The organism is Mesorhizobium sp. IMUNJ 23232 (assembly GCF_044326205.1).
Lineage (GTDB): Bacteria > Pseudomonadota > Alphaproteobacteria > Rhizobiales > Rhizobiaceae > Kumtagia.
In genome coordinates, this window is record NZ_JBIRCY010000052.1 from 17475 (window position 1) to 34888 (window position 17414).

The following is a 17414-nucleotide window of genomic DNA, read 5'->3' on the forward strand; positions in this document are numbered from 1 at the left end:
AGCCTGGCGAAGGCAGCATCGAGGACAGAAGCGGGATGTGTCGATCGCCGCCTGTCGCCTGCTCGACAAACGGGTTTAGAGCCTCATTCGGCCAGCGTGTTCTTGTAGACGACGCCGTCCTTCATGATGATCTTGAAGTTTTTGGCAGGATCGGCAATCAGGTCGATGTTTTCCAGCGGATTGCCTTCGACGAGAAGGAGGTCCGCCAGCGCGCCTTGCTCGACCACACCGAGCTTCCCCGGATAAGGATTGCGCTTGCCGGACAGCGCCAGCAATTCTGCATTGGTGCCGGTCGCCATGGCGAGCGCTTCGGCAGGCGTGTACCAGCGGACCAGCGAGGCCAGGATTGCCCCTTGTTGCGTCGCCAATGCACGGGAAAACAGGATATCCGTGCCCCACGCCGTCTTGATCTTGTACTTCTTCGCCAGCTTGTACGTTCGGTCGATGCCGGGCCATACCTCGTCCGCCTTGGCCCGCTCGACCGAACCCTCCCGCAGGCTTGTCCTCATCAAATCATGAAGCGGCTGCAAGCTCAGCCAGATGCCCTTTTCGGCGATCAGCTTGGCGTCCTCCTCGCTCATGAGGAAGCCGTGCTCGATGCACTTCACGCCGGCCTCGATGGACATTTCGACCGCTTCCGGCGTGAAGGCGTGCGCCGCGACGTAGGTGCCCCAATGCTCGGCAATTTCGACGGCCGCCCGCAATTCGGGCAGGGTGAAGGTGGTTACGTCGAGCGGGCTGTGGGGCGACGACACGCCGCCGCCCGCGGTCAGCTTCAAGAGCACGGCCCCCTGCATGAACTGCTCGCGGGCGCGCAAACGCACCTCGTCCGGGCTATCCACGACGATGCTGCCGCCATTGATCTCCATGGGGGTGAACAAGCCGCCGACCCGCCGTGGCAAGTCGCTCATCTGGCGGAAATCCCCATGCCCGCTGGTCACGGTGATCATGGCACCCGCGGGATAGATGCGCGGTCCCTCGATGACGCCCTGATCTATCGCGCGCTTGAGGCCGAACGCCGGTCCGCCCACATCGCGAACGGTGGTGAAGCCGCGCATCAGCGTATCTTCCGCCTCGTCGCCGGCCGCGAGAGTGGCAAAGCCGATGTCGTTCATCGTCTCCAAAGGGGTGGACGCGATCAGCATCGCGTGCCAATGCGCGTCGATCAGGCCCGGCATCAATGTTCGCCCGTTGCCGGCGATGCGCTCGGCTCCTTCGGTCTCGATGGGGCTTGTCGAGATTTGAGCGATCACATTTCCCTGGACCAGCACGTTCGATGGGTCTGAGAGAGCGGCTCCCTTTCCATCGAAGATGCGGACATTCTCAAACAGCACGTCACCGGCGCTCGCCGTCGAGCAAAATCCGAGCGCGAGAGTTGCCGCAAGCCATTGTCTGGCGGGGAATAGCCGCTTGACGGCGGTTCGGACGAGCGAAAACATAGTGGCTGCTTGGGTCACGACCTGCTCCGCAAAGCTGATTTTGCACATCCCCCTGCGATCCGTCAGACTAGTATTCGCGTCATGGGCGTCAAGGCACCTTCAACCTATTGGAGCACTTGGGCGCCAGCTCAACGCGGCAACGTCATCGGTCTATCGGCGATCGACTTTCCGGGCAGCCTTGATGTGGGTGACGAACCTTCTTGCTACCGGCTCAAAGAAGACCCGGCTGAAGATTCCAAGCGGCGGTTCGGGTTGAATATTTCAAGGATTGGACTACGCCAAAAACTAAAGCGGTATCCCCCGGTCGTCCGCAAACGTCTGCAGCAGCGCGCGCATCGGTAGCCTGGCGCTCATGCCGGCGAGGTTTTCGTTCATGAAGGCGGTCAGCGCCTCCACCGGCAGTTCGGTGAGCATGGCCTTTACCGGGCCGATCGCTGCGGGAGACATCGAGATCGACCGGTAGCCGAGGCCGATCAGCGCCATTGCCGAGATCGGCTTGCCGGCAAGTTCGCCGCACAACGTGACCGGCGTCTCGTTGCGTTTGCCGGCTTCCGCGATCTGCCTGAGAATGCGCAGGAACGGCACGGACAGAGCGTCGAAGCGGTCGGCAAGCTGGCTGTTGCCCCGGTCAGTCGCCATCACGAACTGGAACAGGTCGTTGGAGCCGACCGAGACGAAATCGACCGTCTGCATCAGCTCGTCCAGTTGGAAGAGCAGCGACGGCACTTCCAGCATCGCGCCGATCTTCAGACTGGTCGGCAGGTGGTGGCCGAAGCGGGAGAGGTGCCTGACCTCGCGGTCGATGATCTCGCGCGCCTGCGCCACCTCGCCGAGTTCGGTGACCATCGGCAGCATGACGCGAAGTTCGCGCCCGCCGGCGGCACGCAGCAGCGCCCTCACTTGCGTGCGCAGCAGCCCGGGACGGTCGAGTGTCAGGCGTATGGCGCGCCAGCCGAGCGCCGGATTCTCCTCCTGCGCCGTGCCTTTGAAGTAGGGAAGCACCTTGTCGCCGCCGATGTCGATGGTTCGGAAGGTCACAGGCTTGCCCCGCGCCGCGTCGAGCACATCCCGATAGAGCCGTTCCTGGGCCTCGGCGCGCGGGAAGGTGGAGGCCACCATGAACTGCAATTCGGTGCGGAACAGTCCGATGCCGCCAGCGCCAGCGTCCGCAAGCTGCGGCAGGTCGACAGCCAGCCCGGCGTTCATCATCAGATCGACGCTCACACCGTCCCTGGAGACGGAAGGTTTTTTGCGCAGTTCGCGATAGAGTTCCTGCTTGCGAGCCCGGAACCGCACCTTTTCCGCATAGGCCGACTCCACGTCGGACTGCGGGCGCAGATGCACCGCTCCGTCCTCACCATCGACGATGATGGCGTCGCCGTTCTCCGACATGGAGACGGCGCCCTTGAGCTGGCCGACAACGGGGATGCCCATGGCACGCGCCACGATCACCACATGGCTGGTGATAGCGCCGTCCTCCAGGATAAGCCCACGCAGCTTCTCCCTTGGGTAATCGAGCAGTTCAGCCGCACCCATGGAGCGCGCGACGATGATCGAATCCTTCGGCAGCGCCGCTGCGATATCGTCCGGCGAACGGCCCATCAACTGGCGCAGCAGCCGGTTGGCGAGGTCGTCGAAGTCGCTCATGCGCTCGCGCATATAGGGGTCGGTCATATGCACCATGCGCGCGCGCATGTCGGACTGTACCTTCTCGACCGCCGCCTCGGCCGTCAGGCCGTTGCCGATCGCCTCTTCCAGCCGTCTCACCCAGCCGCGATCATTGGCGAACATGCGGTAGGCTTCGAGCACGTCGCGATGCTCGCCCTCGAAGGCGACCTCGCGACGCGACAGCATGTCGTCGATCGACAGGCGCAGCGAGCCCAGCGCGGCCTCGAGGCGCCGGGTCTCGGCTTCGGAATCCTCATTGAACAGGTTCGTGACGACGATGCGCGGCTCGTGCAGCACGACATGGCCGAGGCCGACACCATCGTTGAAGGCGAGCCCGGTGAAGGAGACCGGCCGGCTGAGATCGAGCTCGATGCCGGGCCGCGACAGCCGCGCCAGATCGCCGGCGGCAATCATCTCGGCGATGACCATCGCCGTGGTTTCGAGGGCCTCGACCTCGTCCTCGCGATAGGTGCGCATGGTGCGGTTCTGGACGACCAGCACGCCCAGTGTGCGGCCGGCGCGCAGCACGGGAACGCCGAGGAAGGAATGGTAAATCTCTTCGCCGGTTTCCGGCAGGTAGGCGAAGGCTGGATGCTCCTGGGCGTTGGAAAGGTTGAGCGGCCGGGCGCTGGCGGCGATGGTGCCGACGAGACCTTGCCCGAGGCGCAATTGCGCCAGGTGCACGGAGCCGGGGTTCAGGCCTTCGGTCGCGTAGAGTTCAAGCACGGAATCGGCGCGCAGCACATAGAGCGAGCAGACCTCGGCGACCATGTTGCGGGCGATGTCGCGGACAATGTGGTCGAGACGTTCCTGCGGCCCGAGAGGCTCGGCCATGAGCTCCCTGAGCCGTCTCAGCAATACGCGTGGTCCCACGACCGAGTCACGCATGTCGGTTCCGTCTCCAAACAGGCATTGGCGGCTCTGCCGCCCGGCAGGCCGCGAATCCTCCGCCGGATTTCTTCTACGCTAATGCTTATCGAGGCCGTAGACGGAATGCAAAGTGCGAACCGCAAGTTCGGTGTAGGCGCCGTCGATCAGGATCGAAATCTTGATCTCCGATGTGGTGATGGCGCGGATGTTGATGCCCTTTTCCGACAGCGCCTTGAAGGCGGTGGCGGCGACGCCCGCGTGGCTGCGCATGCCGATGCCGATCACCGAGACCTTCGACATGCCCTCGTCGTGCTGGATGACGTCGTAGCCGACCGAATTCTTGCCCTTTTCCAGCACCGCCAGCGCCTTGCCCACGTCGCCGGAGGGCACGGTGAAGGTCATGTCGGTGAACTTGCCGTCCTCCGAAATGTTCTGGACGATCATGTCGACATTGATGTTGGCCTCGGCCAGCGGCCCGAAGATGCCGGCGGCAACACCCGGGCGGTCGGCGACGCGGCGCAGCGAGATCTGGGCCTCGTCCTTGGCATAGGCAATTCCGGTGACGACCTGCTGTTCCACGATTTCATCCTCGTCGCAAATAAGCGTTCCGGGCGGGTTGAGAAGGTCGCCCATGCCCGGCGCGTCGGGATCGTCGAAGGACGACCGCACGAAGGTACGCACCTTATAGACCATGGCAAGCTCGACCGAGCGCACCTGCAGCACCTTGGAGCCGAGCGAGGCCATTTCCAGCATTTCCTCGAAGGAGATGCGGTCGAGCCGGCGCGCCTTGGGCTCGATGCGCGGGTCGGTGGTGTAGACGCCGTCGACGTCGGTATAGATGTCGCAGCGGTCGGCATTGACCGCGGCGGCGATCGCCACCGCCGATGTGTCGGAGCCGCCGCGCCCGAGCGTCGAGAGGCGGTTGTCGGGCGCTATCCCCTGGAAACCGGCGATCACTGCGACCTGGCCTTCGCCAAAACGCTTGATCAGGAACGAGCCGTCGATCTCGGTGATGCGCGCCGCGCCATGCGCGCCGTCGGTGCGGATCGGGATCTGCCAGCCCTGCCAGGAGCGCGCATGGATGCCCATGGACTGCAGCGCGATCGCCAGCAGTCCCGAAGTGACCTGCTCGCCGGACGCGACAACGGCGTCGTATTCCCGGGCATCAAAGAACGGCGCATTGCCACCGGTCGCCTTTGGCATGCCCTGCACCCAGCCGACGAGCTCATTGGTCTTGCCCGACATGGCCGAGACCACGACGGCGACCTCATGGCCGGCATCGACCTCGCGTTTGACGTGCCGCGCCACGTTGTGGATGCGGGCGAGGTCGGCGACGGAGGTTCCGCCGAACTTCATCACGATACGCGCCATAGAAAGCGGATGCCCCGTTCGACTGTCCTGGGCTCGCGGAAGCCTTGGAATGATGCGATTGAGGCGCCGGGTATGGACCCTGCGCCGATGCGCGGCCTGCTTATCCAAAACGCATATTATGCGCAAGGCTCACCTGCCGCCGCACCGCGACCGATTTTTCGCTGGCCGCCTGTTGCTCGGCCAAGTCAAGCGGGACCTTCCGGAATCAGTTGGCGAATCCGCCGGAACCGTCTATGTGTCGTCTCGGTTGGTCCCGTAGCTCAGTAGGATAGAGCGGCAGATTCCTAATCTGTAGGTCACAGGTTCGATTCCTGTCGGGATCACCAGCAAAATCAAGCACTTGGCTTGGAACAAATGTGGAACAGTGCGGCATGTTCGGCAGCTCTTGCCGCATGGCGTTCACCGCGTGTTCCAGGCGAGCGGGCCGCAGTCGACTTCGAACGCGGCCGGCCACGATCATTGCAGTCGCGCCGGCCCGCGAGCTGGGGCACGAGATGTGCCCCGACCAGTCCGTGCCAAGGACATCATATTGACCGACAACCCTTAAACGATCAAGAAGTCGGCGTTCGTCAGCGAAATATTGGCGTCCACCCGGGCGAAGAGCACATAGGTGCCACCGCCGGCGTTGCCGTTGCTGTCATAATAGAGTTCGCCGGTGTCGGTTTCGAATATGATGCGTTGTCCGGCGGCCGTCGCAAGGCCTGTCGTGTTGGAGGTGAATTGCGCGGCACTGAGCGTCGTCATCTCGGCCCCGGTGAGCTGAGTAAAGATGGCGTTGTCGAGCCAGATTGTATCGTTGCCGTTCTCGTTCATATCGACGATCCGGTCGACATTGTTGGCCGCGTCGAATGCCGAACTGAATACGAAGCGGTCGGCGCCCGCCCCCCCGGTCAGCGTGTCATTACCGGAATAGCCCTTGATCGTGTCGTTGCCGGCGCCGCCGTCGATCTTGTTGGCACTGTTGTTGCCGTTCAAGATATCCGCAAGGCTGGAGCCGGTCAGGTTCTCGACCGACGAATATGTATCGCCGGCGGCGTCGCCAGTGTTGATCGCCGGGTTGGCGAGGCTGGCGGTCACGCCCGCAGTCGCACCCGCATAGGACGCAGTGTCGCTTCCCGTCCCGCCGCTGAGCTTGTCCGCGCCCTTGCCGCCGATCAAGGTGTCGGAGCCGTCCTGACCATAAAGCGAGTCGTTGCCGGAGGCGCCGTTGAGGACGTTCGTCCCGGTGTCGCCGATCAGGCTGTCGGTCGAGCCGGTGCCTGTCACGTTCTCGATCGAATTGAAGACATCCCCCGCCGCGTCGCCGGTGTTCTGGCCGGCATCGGCCAGATTCACCTTTACCTTGGCGGAGGCGCCCGCATAGGACGCCGTGTCGACGCCGGTTCCGCCGCTCAGATAGTCGGCGCCGGAGCCGCCGATCAGCGTATCGTTGCCGTCCTGCCCATAGAGCTTGTCGTTGCCGCCGAAAGCCGACAGGCGATCATTGCCCAGGCCGCCCCTGACGTCGTCGATTGCATTGCCGGCTTCGAATATGTCGGCGTCGCTGCTGCCCACGTAATTATAGGGGAGGGTCGCCAGCAGATCCTCCAGCGCCTGCGTATCGTTCGAGTTGAAAACGTCGAGGAAGGCGTTACGAACCTGCGAATCGCCAAGATTGAGATTGAGGCCGGTTACATCGAACACGGCGTTGCCGGTGGGCGGATAGGTGCCGTTGAATGTCGCGCCGGAACGCAAGACCGTGACCGACGTGACGACGCCGGAAAACGGATAGAAGCCGATGAACGGGTCGTAACCGAGATTGGTCCCCGTCACCACGATCGAATGCGTGCCAAGCGAGAAGACGCCCGGCGACGTCTGGGTGTTCGTCCCAAAGATGAAGCCGCTGCTCGACTGGAACGAGAAATCGCCGCCCGCGTCGTCGACTTCGATGACGGACTGGGTCAGTTGATCGAATGGCGTTCCCGAAAGACTTTCGCTCTGCGCCGATACGCGTTGAGTTACGTTGGGCATTACCCCCTCCCCTGTTAAGTCGCCGGCCCGCAAATCAGACCCCCTGCCTGTGGCCGGCGACAATTTCCAGAATGGCAGAAGGGACAATTGAAGTCTTTAAAAAAAGCTATACAGAGTAAGGTAAATCCACCCTTCCTGCTTTTCGGCCCGGGAATTTTTATCGATAACCTGAGGAATTACATCCACATCCCGGCTTAACCTTCAAAAAGCAAGGCGAGTGGCTCCAGACATGCCAGCCTTGGCGTATGGGTAGCCGGGCGCATCAGCTTGTCTGTGGTGTCTTGCGAGGATGCCTCGGCGGTCGATCCGCCGTTGTTGCTGATTCGGCAGGTATCGTTTCGGCCCATGCCCAGATGTCGGATGCGCAAGTATCCGATGCGTCATTGTTCTGCAGGTGGCGTCTGTGCGCCGCGCAACACGACCAAATAGCCGCGCTCGCCGAGATGGCTGTAGGCGACGCTCTGGCTGTTGTCCGGATAATGGGAGACGTCGGTGATGAGATAGCCGGCCGGATGTGCCCGCAGCCATTCGTCGGCGGCGTTTTCCCCGACGATCTCGAACGGCTTTTCGAAACCCGCCAGAAACGTAACCTGCCCCTGGTATCGGCCGGCATAAGCCCAATCTGCCGTCTTTCTCTCGGCAACAAAATCCGCAAGGCCTAAAAGGTCATAGCGGTGAAAAATCGTTGCCGCCGCCACCAACTGGCCCGCCCCGAACAGGGCCAGCATAAAGGCCGCGCTGTACGCGATCGCGGCGTGGCGAATGCTCGCCATGAAGTACCCGAACAGCAAGGTCACGACCGGCAGCAGCGGCACCAGATAGTGCGGCTGCTTCCCCGATATCAGGCTGAAGATGACGACGACAAGCACCAGCCACGAAAACAGGAAAATGAGCACACGCCTGTCTTGCGACCCGATGTCACCATCGCGACCTAGCCGCCGCCACGGGCGCGACCGCCACAGGTCGAAGGACAACGCCCACGGCAGCAGCGCCACCGGCAGCAGCAGAAGGTAGAAATAGAAGGGACGGGCATGGGCGCTCTCCAGCGACCCGGAGATCCGGCCCTCGGCCTGCCGCCAGATCAGGTTGTAGGCGAAATCAAGTCCGGTCTGGTGCAACGCCGGCCCAAGCCATGCGGCCACCGGAATGCAACCGGCGAGAATGACCAGCGATATGCCCGAAAAGAACTTGCGGACGGGCAGGCTCGACCGCCAATCGCGCCACAGCGGGTAAAGAACGATCGGGCAGGCGATGTGGATGAGCACCACCGGCCCCTTGGTCAGCACGCCCAGCCCAAGGAAAAGCCCGGCGAGCATGGCATACCGCCAACCTCGGCCTCTGGAAAAGGCGATAAGCGCCAGGAACGTGGCGAGCACGCAGGCCGTCAGCAGCAGGTCGAACAAGATCAGGCTGGAATAGATGACGAAGATGACGCTTCCCAGCATCAGCCACGGCATCCTCTCCGCCATTCCCTCGACATCCGGGAAAAGCGCCAGGGCGAGGCGCTGGGTCAGGTAGATGACCGACGACGAGATCACGAAGACGACGGCGAGCGCCGCCGCCCGGCTTGCACCGAACAGACCCCAGGAGAGGTCGATGAGCCAGAACAGCAGCGGCGGTTTCTGGAAATAGGGCTCGAAGTTCAGGGTCGGAACGAAAAAACTGTCCCGCAGGTACATTTCCCACGCGACCGTCAGATAGCGTGTCTCATCGAGCGGCAACAGCGGGCGTACCGAGAACGACACCGCAAAGAACAGCGCGAGCAAGACGTAAGGCAGCGCGGAATCGACCGGTTTCGAAATCCACATTCGAGCAGGACGGGATGATCGGCGGCCACTCTGCTGGCGAAGGTTCGGGCCAAGGTCGACGGCTTCGTCCCGGGTCGGGCTGGTAGCTCGGACAAGACGACGCCCGAAAGTTCCGAAAGGAGGCCAAACCAGCCCCGCAGAATGACCGATCATCTCATCTCGCTCAAGGCCGGTTCGGGCAGCGTCGCCTGCGGCCGGCTGAGATAGATGTTGCGGGTGTAGATGAGGATGCCTGTGGCCTGGCCGACGATGAAGACGATGTCACGCTGCCTGATCGCGTAGGCAAGCAGCGTCAGGCCGCCCAGGATGCTGAAATACCAGAAGGCGCGCGGCACCACGCTGCGTCGGCTTCGTTCCGAGGCGATCCACTGAACCAGAAAACGCATGAAGAAGAGGGCCTGGCCGACAAGCCCGATACCAAGCCAGATCGTCGACGATGTCATTGATGGTTCACCGGAGCGAGGATTTCTTTCGGGGCATAGTCAGCCGGCAATCGACGGCGCTGCAGCCAGGCGGCCCCGGCGAGATCGACGGCGCCGACCAGTGCCCGGTTCCAGAAGCCGTATTTCGACCGTCCGTTTATGCGGGCACGGTGTGCGACCTCAACATGCCGAAGCTCGACGCCGTCCCGCATCAGCATGGCGGGCAGGAACCGGTGCATGTGATTGAAATAGGGCAGCGCCAGAAAGTCCTCGCGGCGGATCAGTTTCAGGCTGCATCCGGTGTCGCGCGTCCCATCCTTGAGCACGGCGGCCCGCAAGCGGTTGGCCAGTCTTGAAGAAATCCGGCGCAGCGAATTGTCCTTGCGCACCGCCCGCTGTCCGAGCACGGCGATCCTGCCATTGTCGGCGTCATTCTCCTTGTAGCGCTCGAAAAGCAGAGCCACGTCGGCCGGATCGTTCTGCAAATCGCCGTCCATGAAGACCAGCAGATCCTGGCTTGCGGCGCGCGCTCCGGACAGGAAGGCGGCCGACTGGCCGAGCGGGCGGTCATGATGGACGACGCGAAGCATCGGAACGTCGCGCATCAAGGCAGCCAAGCGAGCCAGCGTCTCGTCCGTGCTGCCGTCGTCCACATAGACGATTTCGCGGATCGGGCTGCGATTGGCGGCCAGCACGATCTCGCCGATCAGCGCATGGAGGTTTTCGGCCTCGTTGAGAACCGGGACCACCACCGTGATCCCTTCGTCCAGCGCAGCCGCCCCTTCGACACGGCTCAGCATCGTCAGCGGCACCCGTTTGCCCGCACAGGCATGTCCTGCCCGAACGGCTGTGCACAGACATCACTTCTCATTCGATTCAAGCCGAAGGACAGAAAGACGATGGCAAGCAGGACCGGGCCGAGCAGCAGCGCGGCATGCACTAAATTGATACGGTGCTTCATGAAGATGCCTTCATTTGCCCGCCGTGCGACGCCTCCCGCGCCCCTTTCGACCTGACCTTCATCCCGCGCCATTCTGTTTCGCCGCATCGAGGCGCTGGAACGTCTTCGGGTCGAAGACCGCATGCACCTCGACGCCATTCTTGTCCGTCGCGTCCGCCGCGTAGCAGCCGTCCTGTGCCTTGATCGAACGGACCTGCCAGCCGTCGGCTTCGAGTTTCGATCTCAACGTCTCGCGCGGCTGCCACTCCGCGACCGGCACGTCGCATGTAGCGTCGGCCAATGCGCGTCCGACGCAGGCGGACTGGAGCATCAGGGCGGTAACGAGAAGCGTCCGCATCAGGCTTTCTGCCGGCGTTGAACATGACGCTCTCATGACGGACGAACCTGACAGCAAGCTGAAAGCGCTGCATCGGCATGTTTCGTCGTGTAAAAGGCACGGCGGGGAACCGCAGGAAGGCCGTGTATGCGCATATTGCTCATCGAGGACGACAGGACGATCGGCAGCGCCGTGCGCGACCATGCATCCGCCGACGCGCATGCCGTCGACTGGGCGATGACGCTGGCCGATGCGCGCGGCTTCGCCGATGTTGCGGCCTACGGACTTGTGCTGCTTGATCTGCAACTGCCCGACGGCAGCGGCATCTCCTATCTGCGCGACATGCGCAGCCGCTCCGACGCCACGCCGGTGATCGTGCTTACCGCCCGCGACCAGATATCCGACCGGATCGAGGGCCTCAATTCAGGCGCCGACGATTATCTGGTCAAACCGTTCGACCTCGGCGAACTGTCGGCGCGCATCCACGCTGTCGCGCGCCGCTACGGCCAGCGCAGCGAGCCGCAGATGACGCTTGGCCCCCTCAGCGTCGTGCCGGCCGAACGCAGGATCAGCCGCGACGGCGAACCGGTCGAACTCACGGCGCGCGAATGGGCGGTGCTCGACAGCTTGCTCGGCCGGCCCGGATCGATCGTCTCCAAGGCTCGGATCGAGGATGCGCTCTACGCCTTCGGCGCGGAAATCGAGAGCAATGCCATCGAGGTCTATGTCAGCCGGCTGCGCAAGAAACTCGGCGCCGACACGATCGCGACGGTCCGCGGTATCGGCTACAGGCTGGCAGCGTCATGACCCGAACGCTGATGCTGTGGCTTACCGGTTCGACCATCCTGTTCTGGATCCTGGCGGCCGGTCTCGGCGCATTCGTCATGCGCGAGGAATTCGACGAAGTGTTCGACAGCGCCCTGCAGAAAACCGCGGAGCGCCTGATGCCGCTCGTCGTCGACGATCTCTTCCAGCGCGACAATGTGGATGAGCCAAGGCGTATCGCCGGCGGGGATGACGACGACGAATATTTGACCTACCAGGTCCGCGACGCGAATGGCGCGGTGCTGCTCCATTCTCACGGCGCCCGGCCCGAGCCGTTCGACGCGCCCTTGCGGCGCGGTTTTTTCGACACCGCGAAGCACCGGATCTATACCGCGGAGGCGGTAAGCGGCACGATCTTCCTGCAGGTCGCCGACAATCTCGACGAGCGGCGCGAAGCGATGGCCGAGGGCCTGCTGTCGCTGTTGCTGCCGATCCTTTTGCTCGCGCCGCTCAGCATGATCAGCATCTGGTATTTCGTCAGGCGCTCGCTGAAGCCGCTGGGGGCGTTGCGGCAGGAGATCGGCGCGCGCGACGGCGGCAATCTCGAACCGCTGGCGGTGAATGACCTGCCGGTCGAGTTGCAGCCGATCAACATCTCGGTGAACAGGCTTCTGGAGCGGTTGCGGACCGCGCTGGAAGCCGAACGGGAATTCGCCTCCAACAGCGCGCATGAACTCCGCACGCCGATCGCCGGGGCGCTCGCCCAGACGCAGCGGCTGATCGCCGAACTGTCTCCCGGTCCGGAGCAGACGCGGGCACGCACCATAGAGGCGTCGCTGTCAGCGCTGGGCCACCTGACGGAAAAACTCCTGCAACTGGCCCGGGCCGACTCCGGCTTCGGCGCGTCGGCGGCCCCCATCGATGTCGTGGGGGTCGTTCAGCTCGTGGCCGAGGACTTCAACCGCATGTCGGATTATGCAGGCAAACTGCAGCTTCATCTGGACGGCATCCCCGAGGACGCGCCCTTGGTCCGACGGGCGGATGCCGACGCGCTCGGCATCATCCTCAGGAACCTTGTCGAGAACGCCTTCCTGCACGGCGCTCCCGACCGGCCGGTGCATGTGACGATCTCCTCTAAGGGAACGCTGACCATCGCCAACGAGGGGCCGGTCGTGCCGGAACCGTTGCTTCCTCAGTTGACCAGCCGCTTCAAGCGCAACGCCTCGGCCGCCTCGGGATCGGGACTGGGCCTGGCCATCGTCGACCGGCTGGCGCGCCAGATGGGCGCCACATTGACGCTCGCCTCGCCGGCCCGTGGCCGCAAGGACGGATTTGAAGCAGAACTGCACCTGCCGGCGTGACCCGAACCGAACCTGGCGGCGCCGGCGATGCTGCGCGCGATGAGCGGTCAAGACCGATAATTTTATGCCTAATCTGTTGGGAAAATATGACTGGCGAAGCGCGAATTTCATGATTATTCTGACTTCACGGCGTCGCGCGCAAAGCCGTGTTGATGGCTAGCACCGTGACGGCGAGTTGGAGGAGGCATGACAAGAACCGACGCCAACGAAGACGACGGGAGCGAGAGGCGCCGCGGTCGGCCGACGATGACCGATGTCGCCCGCATCGCCGGGGTTTCGCAGTCGAGTGTGTCGCTGGTGCTGAACCAGATGTCGGGCGCGCGCATATCGCCGGAAACCCAGCAGCGGGTGTTCGATGCGGCGCGGCAGGTCGGATACAAGCTGCCCGGCACCAGGCATGAGGCGGCGGCCGGAACGGAGCGGCGGACCATCGCCTATCTCGTCGACGAGATCTCGACCAGCCCGCATCCGGTGGTCAGCCTGGACGGCGCGCGGGACTTCGCCTTCGAGCAGGATTTCCTCGTCGCCACCTATGTGACCCGCTCCAATCCTGAACTGGAGGAAGCGACGATCGAGGCGGTCAAGCGCGACAAGTCGGTCGTCGGCGTCATCTATTCGTCGATCTTTACCCGCCGCGTCAAACTGCCGAAATCGCTGGAAGACATCCCGACGGTGCTGCTCAACTGTTATGCGGAGCCGAGAAAACACATCTCCATCCAGCCCGGCGAGGTCGCCGGCGGTTTTACGGCAACCGCGCATCTGACAGAATTGGGGCACCGCCGCATCGGTTTCATCAATGGCGAGCCGTGGATGGACGCCTCGCTCGACCGGCTGAAAGGCTACCGCCAGGCATTGGCGACGGCCGATATCGGCTTCGACGAGCGGCTGGTGCGCAGCGGCGACTGGCTGCCGCTGACGGGCTACCAGCACGCGCTCGACCTGCTTTCCACCGACAATCCGCCCACCGCGATCCTGTGCGGCAACGACCTGATGGCGGTGGGCGCGCTGGAGGCCGCTCAGGAGATGGGATTCAAGGTTCCCGACGACCTCACCATTATGGGCTACGACGACCAGGAACTTGCCCGCTACACCCATCCGCCACTGACTACACTGGTGCTGCCGAACTACGAGATGGGACAGCGCGCCGCCGAGGCGCTGCTCGACATCACCGTCCATGGCAAGACGCTGAAACCGATGACGATCAAGATCGACGGCCCGCTGGTGCTGAGGGCAACGACCGCGAAACCGGCGCCAAGACCATTTTCGGCGAGGGGCCACCAGCTGGCACGGTCGGGCGGAGGCGGCGACCTCCAGCCGGCTTGATCCGCGTTGAAGACTAGAACGCCACAACAATGCGGGCGCTCAGCGATTCCGATTGACTGCTCATAAAATCGAAAGATATGATCAAAATATGAGGCGGAGCAATCCGGCCTCCGCCCGACGAAGAGGCGCCGGGCCATTGGGAAAATGGAGGAGAACCCATGCGAGTGATTACCCGCCGTAGCCTGTTGATTACCGCCGGCGCTCTCAGCGCCGTCGCCGCCATGTCCCGTTTCGCGCTGGCCGACCTGCCGCCGCTTGCCGCCAAGGACAAGTACAAGGTCGGCTTCGCCCAGACCGAGAGCAACAATCCGTGGCGCATCGCCCAGACCAAGTCGATGCAGGACAAGGCGGCCGAACTCGGCTACCAGCTTGTCTATACCGACGCCGCCGGCTCCGCCGCCAAACAGGTCGCCGACGTCAACTCGATGATCGCCCAGGGCGTCGACCTGATCTTCCTCGCCCCGCGCGAGGAGAAGCCGCTGATCCCGGCCGTCATGGCCGCCAAGAAGGCCGGCATCCCGGTCATCCTGCTCGACCGCAATGTCGACCAGTCGCTGGCCAAGGCGGGCGAGGACTACGTCACCTTCATCGGCTCCGACTTCATCGACGAAGGCAAGCGCATCGCCGAATGGCTGGCCAAGAACGCCAACGGCAAGTCGAAGATCATCGAGCTGGAAGGCACCACCGGCTCGTCGCCCGCCAACGACCGCAAGAAGGGTTTCGACGAGGCGATCACCGCGGCCGGCGGCTTCACCATCCTCGCCTCCCAGTCGGGCGACTTCGCCCGCGACAAGGGCCGGCAGGTGGCGGAATCGCTGCTGCAGGCGCATCCCGACGCCGACATCATCTATGCCCACAATGACGAGATGGCGATGGGCGCCATCGCAGCACTTGAAGCCGCTGGCAAGAAGCCAGGCACGGACGTGATCGTGCTTTCGATCGACGGCGGCAAGGAAGCCGTGCAGGCGGTGGTCGACGGCAAGATCAACGCGGTGGTCGAGTGCAACCCGCGCTTCGGGCCGAAGGCTTTCGACACCATGGCGAAATACGCCAAGGGCGAGACGATCGAGGCCTGGGTAAAGAATGACGACAAGTTCTACGACCCGTCCAACGCGGCCGCCGAACTGGCGAACGCATACTGAGCTCTCCCGGGCGGAGCCGGTCGGTGCAGTCTTGCCGGCCGGCTCCGTTACGTTTTGTGGGGGCGACAGAGGGCAGTCGAGCGTCACGCTCTACGTTGCCCCCCTCTGTCCTGCCGGACATCTCCCCCGCAAGGGGGGAGATTGGCAGCTTCGCCTTTGCCGTTCGTCCTGCAACGTCCGCGATTGGCGAAACCGAAGCGGCCGGCCAATCTCCCCCCTTGCGGGGGAGATGTCCGGCAGGACAGAGGGGGGCAACGTAGAGCGCGAACGACTGACCTCTTCATCGGCCTCTCACTCGTCCCAACCCGCATTGCGCCCCGCCTCTCACGCAGGCAAACTCATTCCGGGAGGTGCCTAAAATGCTTTTATCGATGAAGGCGATCGACAAGAGCTTTTCTGGCGTGCGGGTGCTGACCGCGGCGTCGCTGGAGATGGCCGAGGGCGAGGTGATGGCGCTGGTCGGCCAGAACGGCGCCGGCAAGTCGACCATGATAAAAATCCTGACCGGCGCCTATTCGCGCGATGCAGGCAGCGTCACCTTCCAGGGCAAGGATGTGAATTTCTCGTCCACCGCCGACAGCCAGGCGGCCGGCATCGCCACGATCTACCAGGAGATCAATCTCGCCGCGCACCGAACGATCGCCGAAAACATCTTTTTGGCGCGCGAACCGCGCACTGCACTTGGCCTGGTCGACCGCCGGAAAATGCGGGCCGACGCGCGCGCGGTGCTGAAGCGTTTCAACCTCGACATCGACGTGGATCGTCCGCTGGAGGATTTCGGCGCGGCCACGCGGCAGATGGTGGCGATTGCCCGGGGCGTCACCCAGAATGCCCGCCTGGTCATCATGGACGAGCCGACTTCCTCGCTCGACGAACGCGAGGTGGCGGTGCTGTTCGACACCATCCGCACGCTCAAAAAGGACGGCGTGGCGACCATCTTCATCAGCCACCGCCTCGACGAACTTTACGCCATCTGCGACCGCGTCACCATCATGCGCGATGGCCGCACGGTGGCGGTGAGCGCCATGAAGGACATCAAGAAGCTCGATCTCGTGCGCACCATGCTGGGCAAGGAGCTGACCGCCTTCACCGCCTCGGCGCGCAACCGCGAGGAGACGGACGGCGCGACGCTGGTCGACGCGAAAAACCTGTCGGCGGGCGTGCGGGTGCGCGACGTGTCGCTGAACATCGGCAAAGGCGAGATCGCCGGGCTTGCCGGGCTGCTCGGCTCCGGTCGCACGGAGACGGCGCGGCTGATCTACGCCGCCGACCGCCGCGACGGCGGCACGGTTTCGGTGGGCGGGAGGCAGACAAGCTATGTGGCGCCATCGGACGCCATCGCCGACGGCATGGGCTTCGTCTCGGAAGACCGCAAGGTCGAGGGCATCGTGCCGGAAATGAGCGTGCGCGAAAACCTGACGCTGGCCATCCTGCCGCTGCTCCAAAAATCCGGCATCGTCGACCGCAAGCGGCAGCAGGAGATCGTCGACCGCTACATCAAGGCGCTCGGCGTCAAATGCGCCTCGCCGGAACAGCCGATCCGCGAGCTTTCCGGCGGCAATCAGCAGAAGGTACTCTTGGCGCGCTGGCTCTGCCGCAACCCGCGCCTGCTGATCGTTGACGAGCCGACACGCGGCATCGATGTCGGCGCCAAGGCGGAAATTCTGAAGCTGCTGCGCGGATTGGCCGATGAGGGGCTGAGCGTGCTGATGATTTCTTCTGAACTGGAGGAACTGATCGCGGCAGCGGACCATGTGACGGTGCTCAGCGACGGCCGGTCCGTGGCGCGTATCCATGCGGGCGAGCTTAGCGAGGAGCGGCTGATGGCGGCGATGGCGCATCAGGACGGGGAAGCGGCGTGATGATGGTGCGGCAGTCTTCCTTCTCCCCGTTTGCGGGGAGAAGGTCCCGGCAAGGGGGTCCGAAGGACGGGCGGCATAAGCAGCGACGGTTGGCGC

14 protein-coding genes and 1 tRNA gene are annotated in these 17414 nt (G+C 63.6%); 6 read left to right on the forward strand and 9 right to left on the reverse strand.

The genetic code is table 11. The features are described 5' to 3' along the window. Positions 1 to 83: 83 nt before the first annotated feature. The 3 genes from ACH196_RS28865 to ACH196_RS28875 all read right to left on the reverse strand — a co-directional run bounded on the left by ACH196_RS28865 (position 84) and on the right by ACH196_RS28875 (position 5348). Positions 84 to 1439 (reverse strand): amidohydrolase family protein, encoded by a 1356-nt coding sequence (locus tag ACH196_RS28865; RefSeq protein WP_396650320.1) that lies wholly within the window; start codon positions 1437 to 1439, stop codon positions 84 to 86. 285 nt (positions 1440 to 1724) lie between these two features. Further along, positions 1725 to 3995 (reverse strand): phosphoenolpyruvate--protein phosphotransferase, encoded by a 2271-nt coding sequence (gene ptsP, locus ACH196_RS28870; protein ID WP_396650298.1) that lies wholly within the window; start codon positions 3993 to 3995, stop codon positions 1725 to 1727. Positions 3996 to 4073: 78 nt separating this feature from the next. After that, entirely contained in the window at positions 4074 to 5348 is a 1275-nt protein-coding gene (locus tag ACH196_RS28875) for an aspartate kinase (RefSeq protein WP_396650299.1), read from the reverse strand. A 249-nt stretch (positions 5349 to 5597) separates the two neighbouring features. On the opposite strand from ACH196_RS28875, the gene ACH196_RS28880 reads away from it, so the two are divergent. Continuing rightward, positions 5598 to 5674, forward strand: a tRNA-Arg gene (locus ACH196_RS28880). A gap of 217 nt (positions 5675 to 5891) precedes the next feature. On the opposite strand, the gene ACH196_RS28885 is transcribed toward ACH196_RS28880, so the two are convergent. The 6 genes from ACH196_RS28885 to ACH196_RS28910 form a co-directional block, all read right to left on the reverse strand. Beyond that, on the reverse strand, positions 5892 to 7358 hold the full coding sequence (locus tag ACH196_RS28885) for a calcium-binding protein (RefSeq protein WP_396650300.1): 1467 nt from the start codon (positions 7356 to 7358) through the stop codon (positions 5892 to 5894). A gap of 380 nt (positions 7359 to 7738) precedes the next feature. After that, the gene (locus ACH196_RS28890; protein WP_396650301.1) at positions 7739 to 9124 is read right to left on the reverse strand and encodes an ArnT family glycosyltransferase; all 1386 of its coding nucleotides are present in this window, start codon (positions 9122 to 9124) and stop codon (positions 7739 to 7741) included. Between the two features lie 191 nt (positions 9125 to 9315). Further along, complete coding sequence (locus ACH196_RS28895) at positions 9316 to 9609, reverse strand: lipid-A-disaccharide synthase N-terminal domain-containing protein (RefSeq protein ID WP_396650302.1); 294 nt, start codon at positions 9607 to 9609, stop codon at positions 9316 to 9318. After that, positions 9606 to 10388 (reverse strand): glycosyltransferase family 2 protein, encoded by a 783-nt coding sequence (locus tag ACH196_RS28900; RefSeq protein ID WP_396650303.1) that lies wholly within the window; start codon positions 10386 to 10388, stop codon positions 9606 to 9608. The genes ACH196_RS28895 and ACH196_RS28900 overlap by 4 nt, the downstream gene beginning before the upstream one ends. A gap of 2 nt (positions 10389 to 10390) precedes the next feature. Next, positions 10391 to 10621, reverse strand: coding sequence for a hypothetical protein (locus ACH196_RS28905; protein WP_396650304.1), 231 nt, complete (start codon positions 10619 to 10621; stop codon positions 10391 to 10393). After that, on the reverse strand, positions 10608 to 10886 hold the full coding sequence (locus tag ACH196_RS28910) for a PepSY domain-containing protein (protein ID WP_396650305.1): 279 nt from the start codon (positions 10884 to 10886) through the stop codon (positions 10608 to 10610). The genes ACH196_RS28905 and ACH196_RS28910 overlap by 14 nt, the downstream gene beginning before the upstream one ends. 126 nt (positions 10887 to 11012) lie before the next feature. Between ACH196_RS28910 and ACH196_RS28915 the strand changes: the two genes are divergently transcribed. From ACH196_RS28915 to ACH196_RS28935, 5 genes are all read left to right on the forward strand, one after another. Beyond that, positions 11013 to 11672 (forward strand): response regulator, encoded by a 660-nt coding sequence (locus ACH196_RS28915; RefSeq protein WP_396650306.1) that lies wholly within the window; start codon positions 11013 to 11015, stop codon positions 11670 to 11672. Further along, on the forward strand, positions 11669 to 12991 hold the full coding sequence (locus ACH196_RS28920; protein ID WP_396650307.1) for an ATP-binding protein: 1323 nt from the start codon (positions 11669 to 11671) through the stop codon (positions 12989 to 12991). Before ACH196_RS28915 ends, ACH196_RS28920 begins: the two co-directional genes overlap by 4 nt. Positions 12992 to 13177: 186 nt before the next feature. Further along, positions 13178 to 14314, forward strand: a complete 1137-nt coding sequence (locus ACH196_RS28925) for a LacI family DNA-binding transcriptional regulator (protein WP_396650308.1) — start codon at positions 13178 to 13180, stop codon at positions 14312 to 14314. Between the two features lie 158 nt (positions 14315 to 14472). Then, positions 14473 to 15456 (forward strand): ABC transporter substrate-binding protein, encoded by a 984-nt coding sequence (locus tag ACH196_RS28930; RefSeq protein WP_396650309.1) that lies wholly within the window; start codon positions 14473 to 14475, stop codon positions 15454 to 15456. A gap of 359 nt (positions 15457 to 15815) precedes the next feature. Further along, positions 15816 to 17318, forward strand: coding sequence for a sugar ABC transporter ATP-binding protein (locus tag ACH196_RS28935; protein WP_396650310.1), 1503 nt, complete (start codon positions 15816 to 15818; stop codon positions 17316 to 17318). Positions 17319 to 17414: the final 96 nt, after the last annotated feature.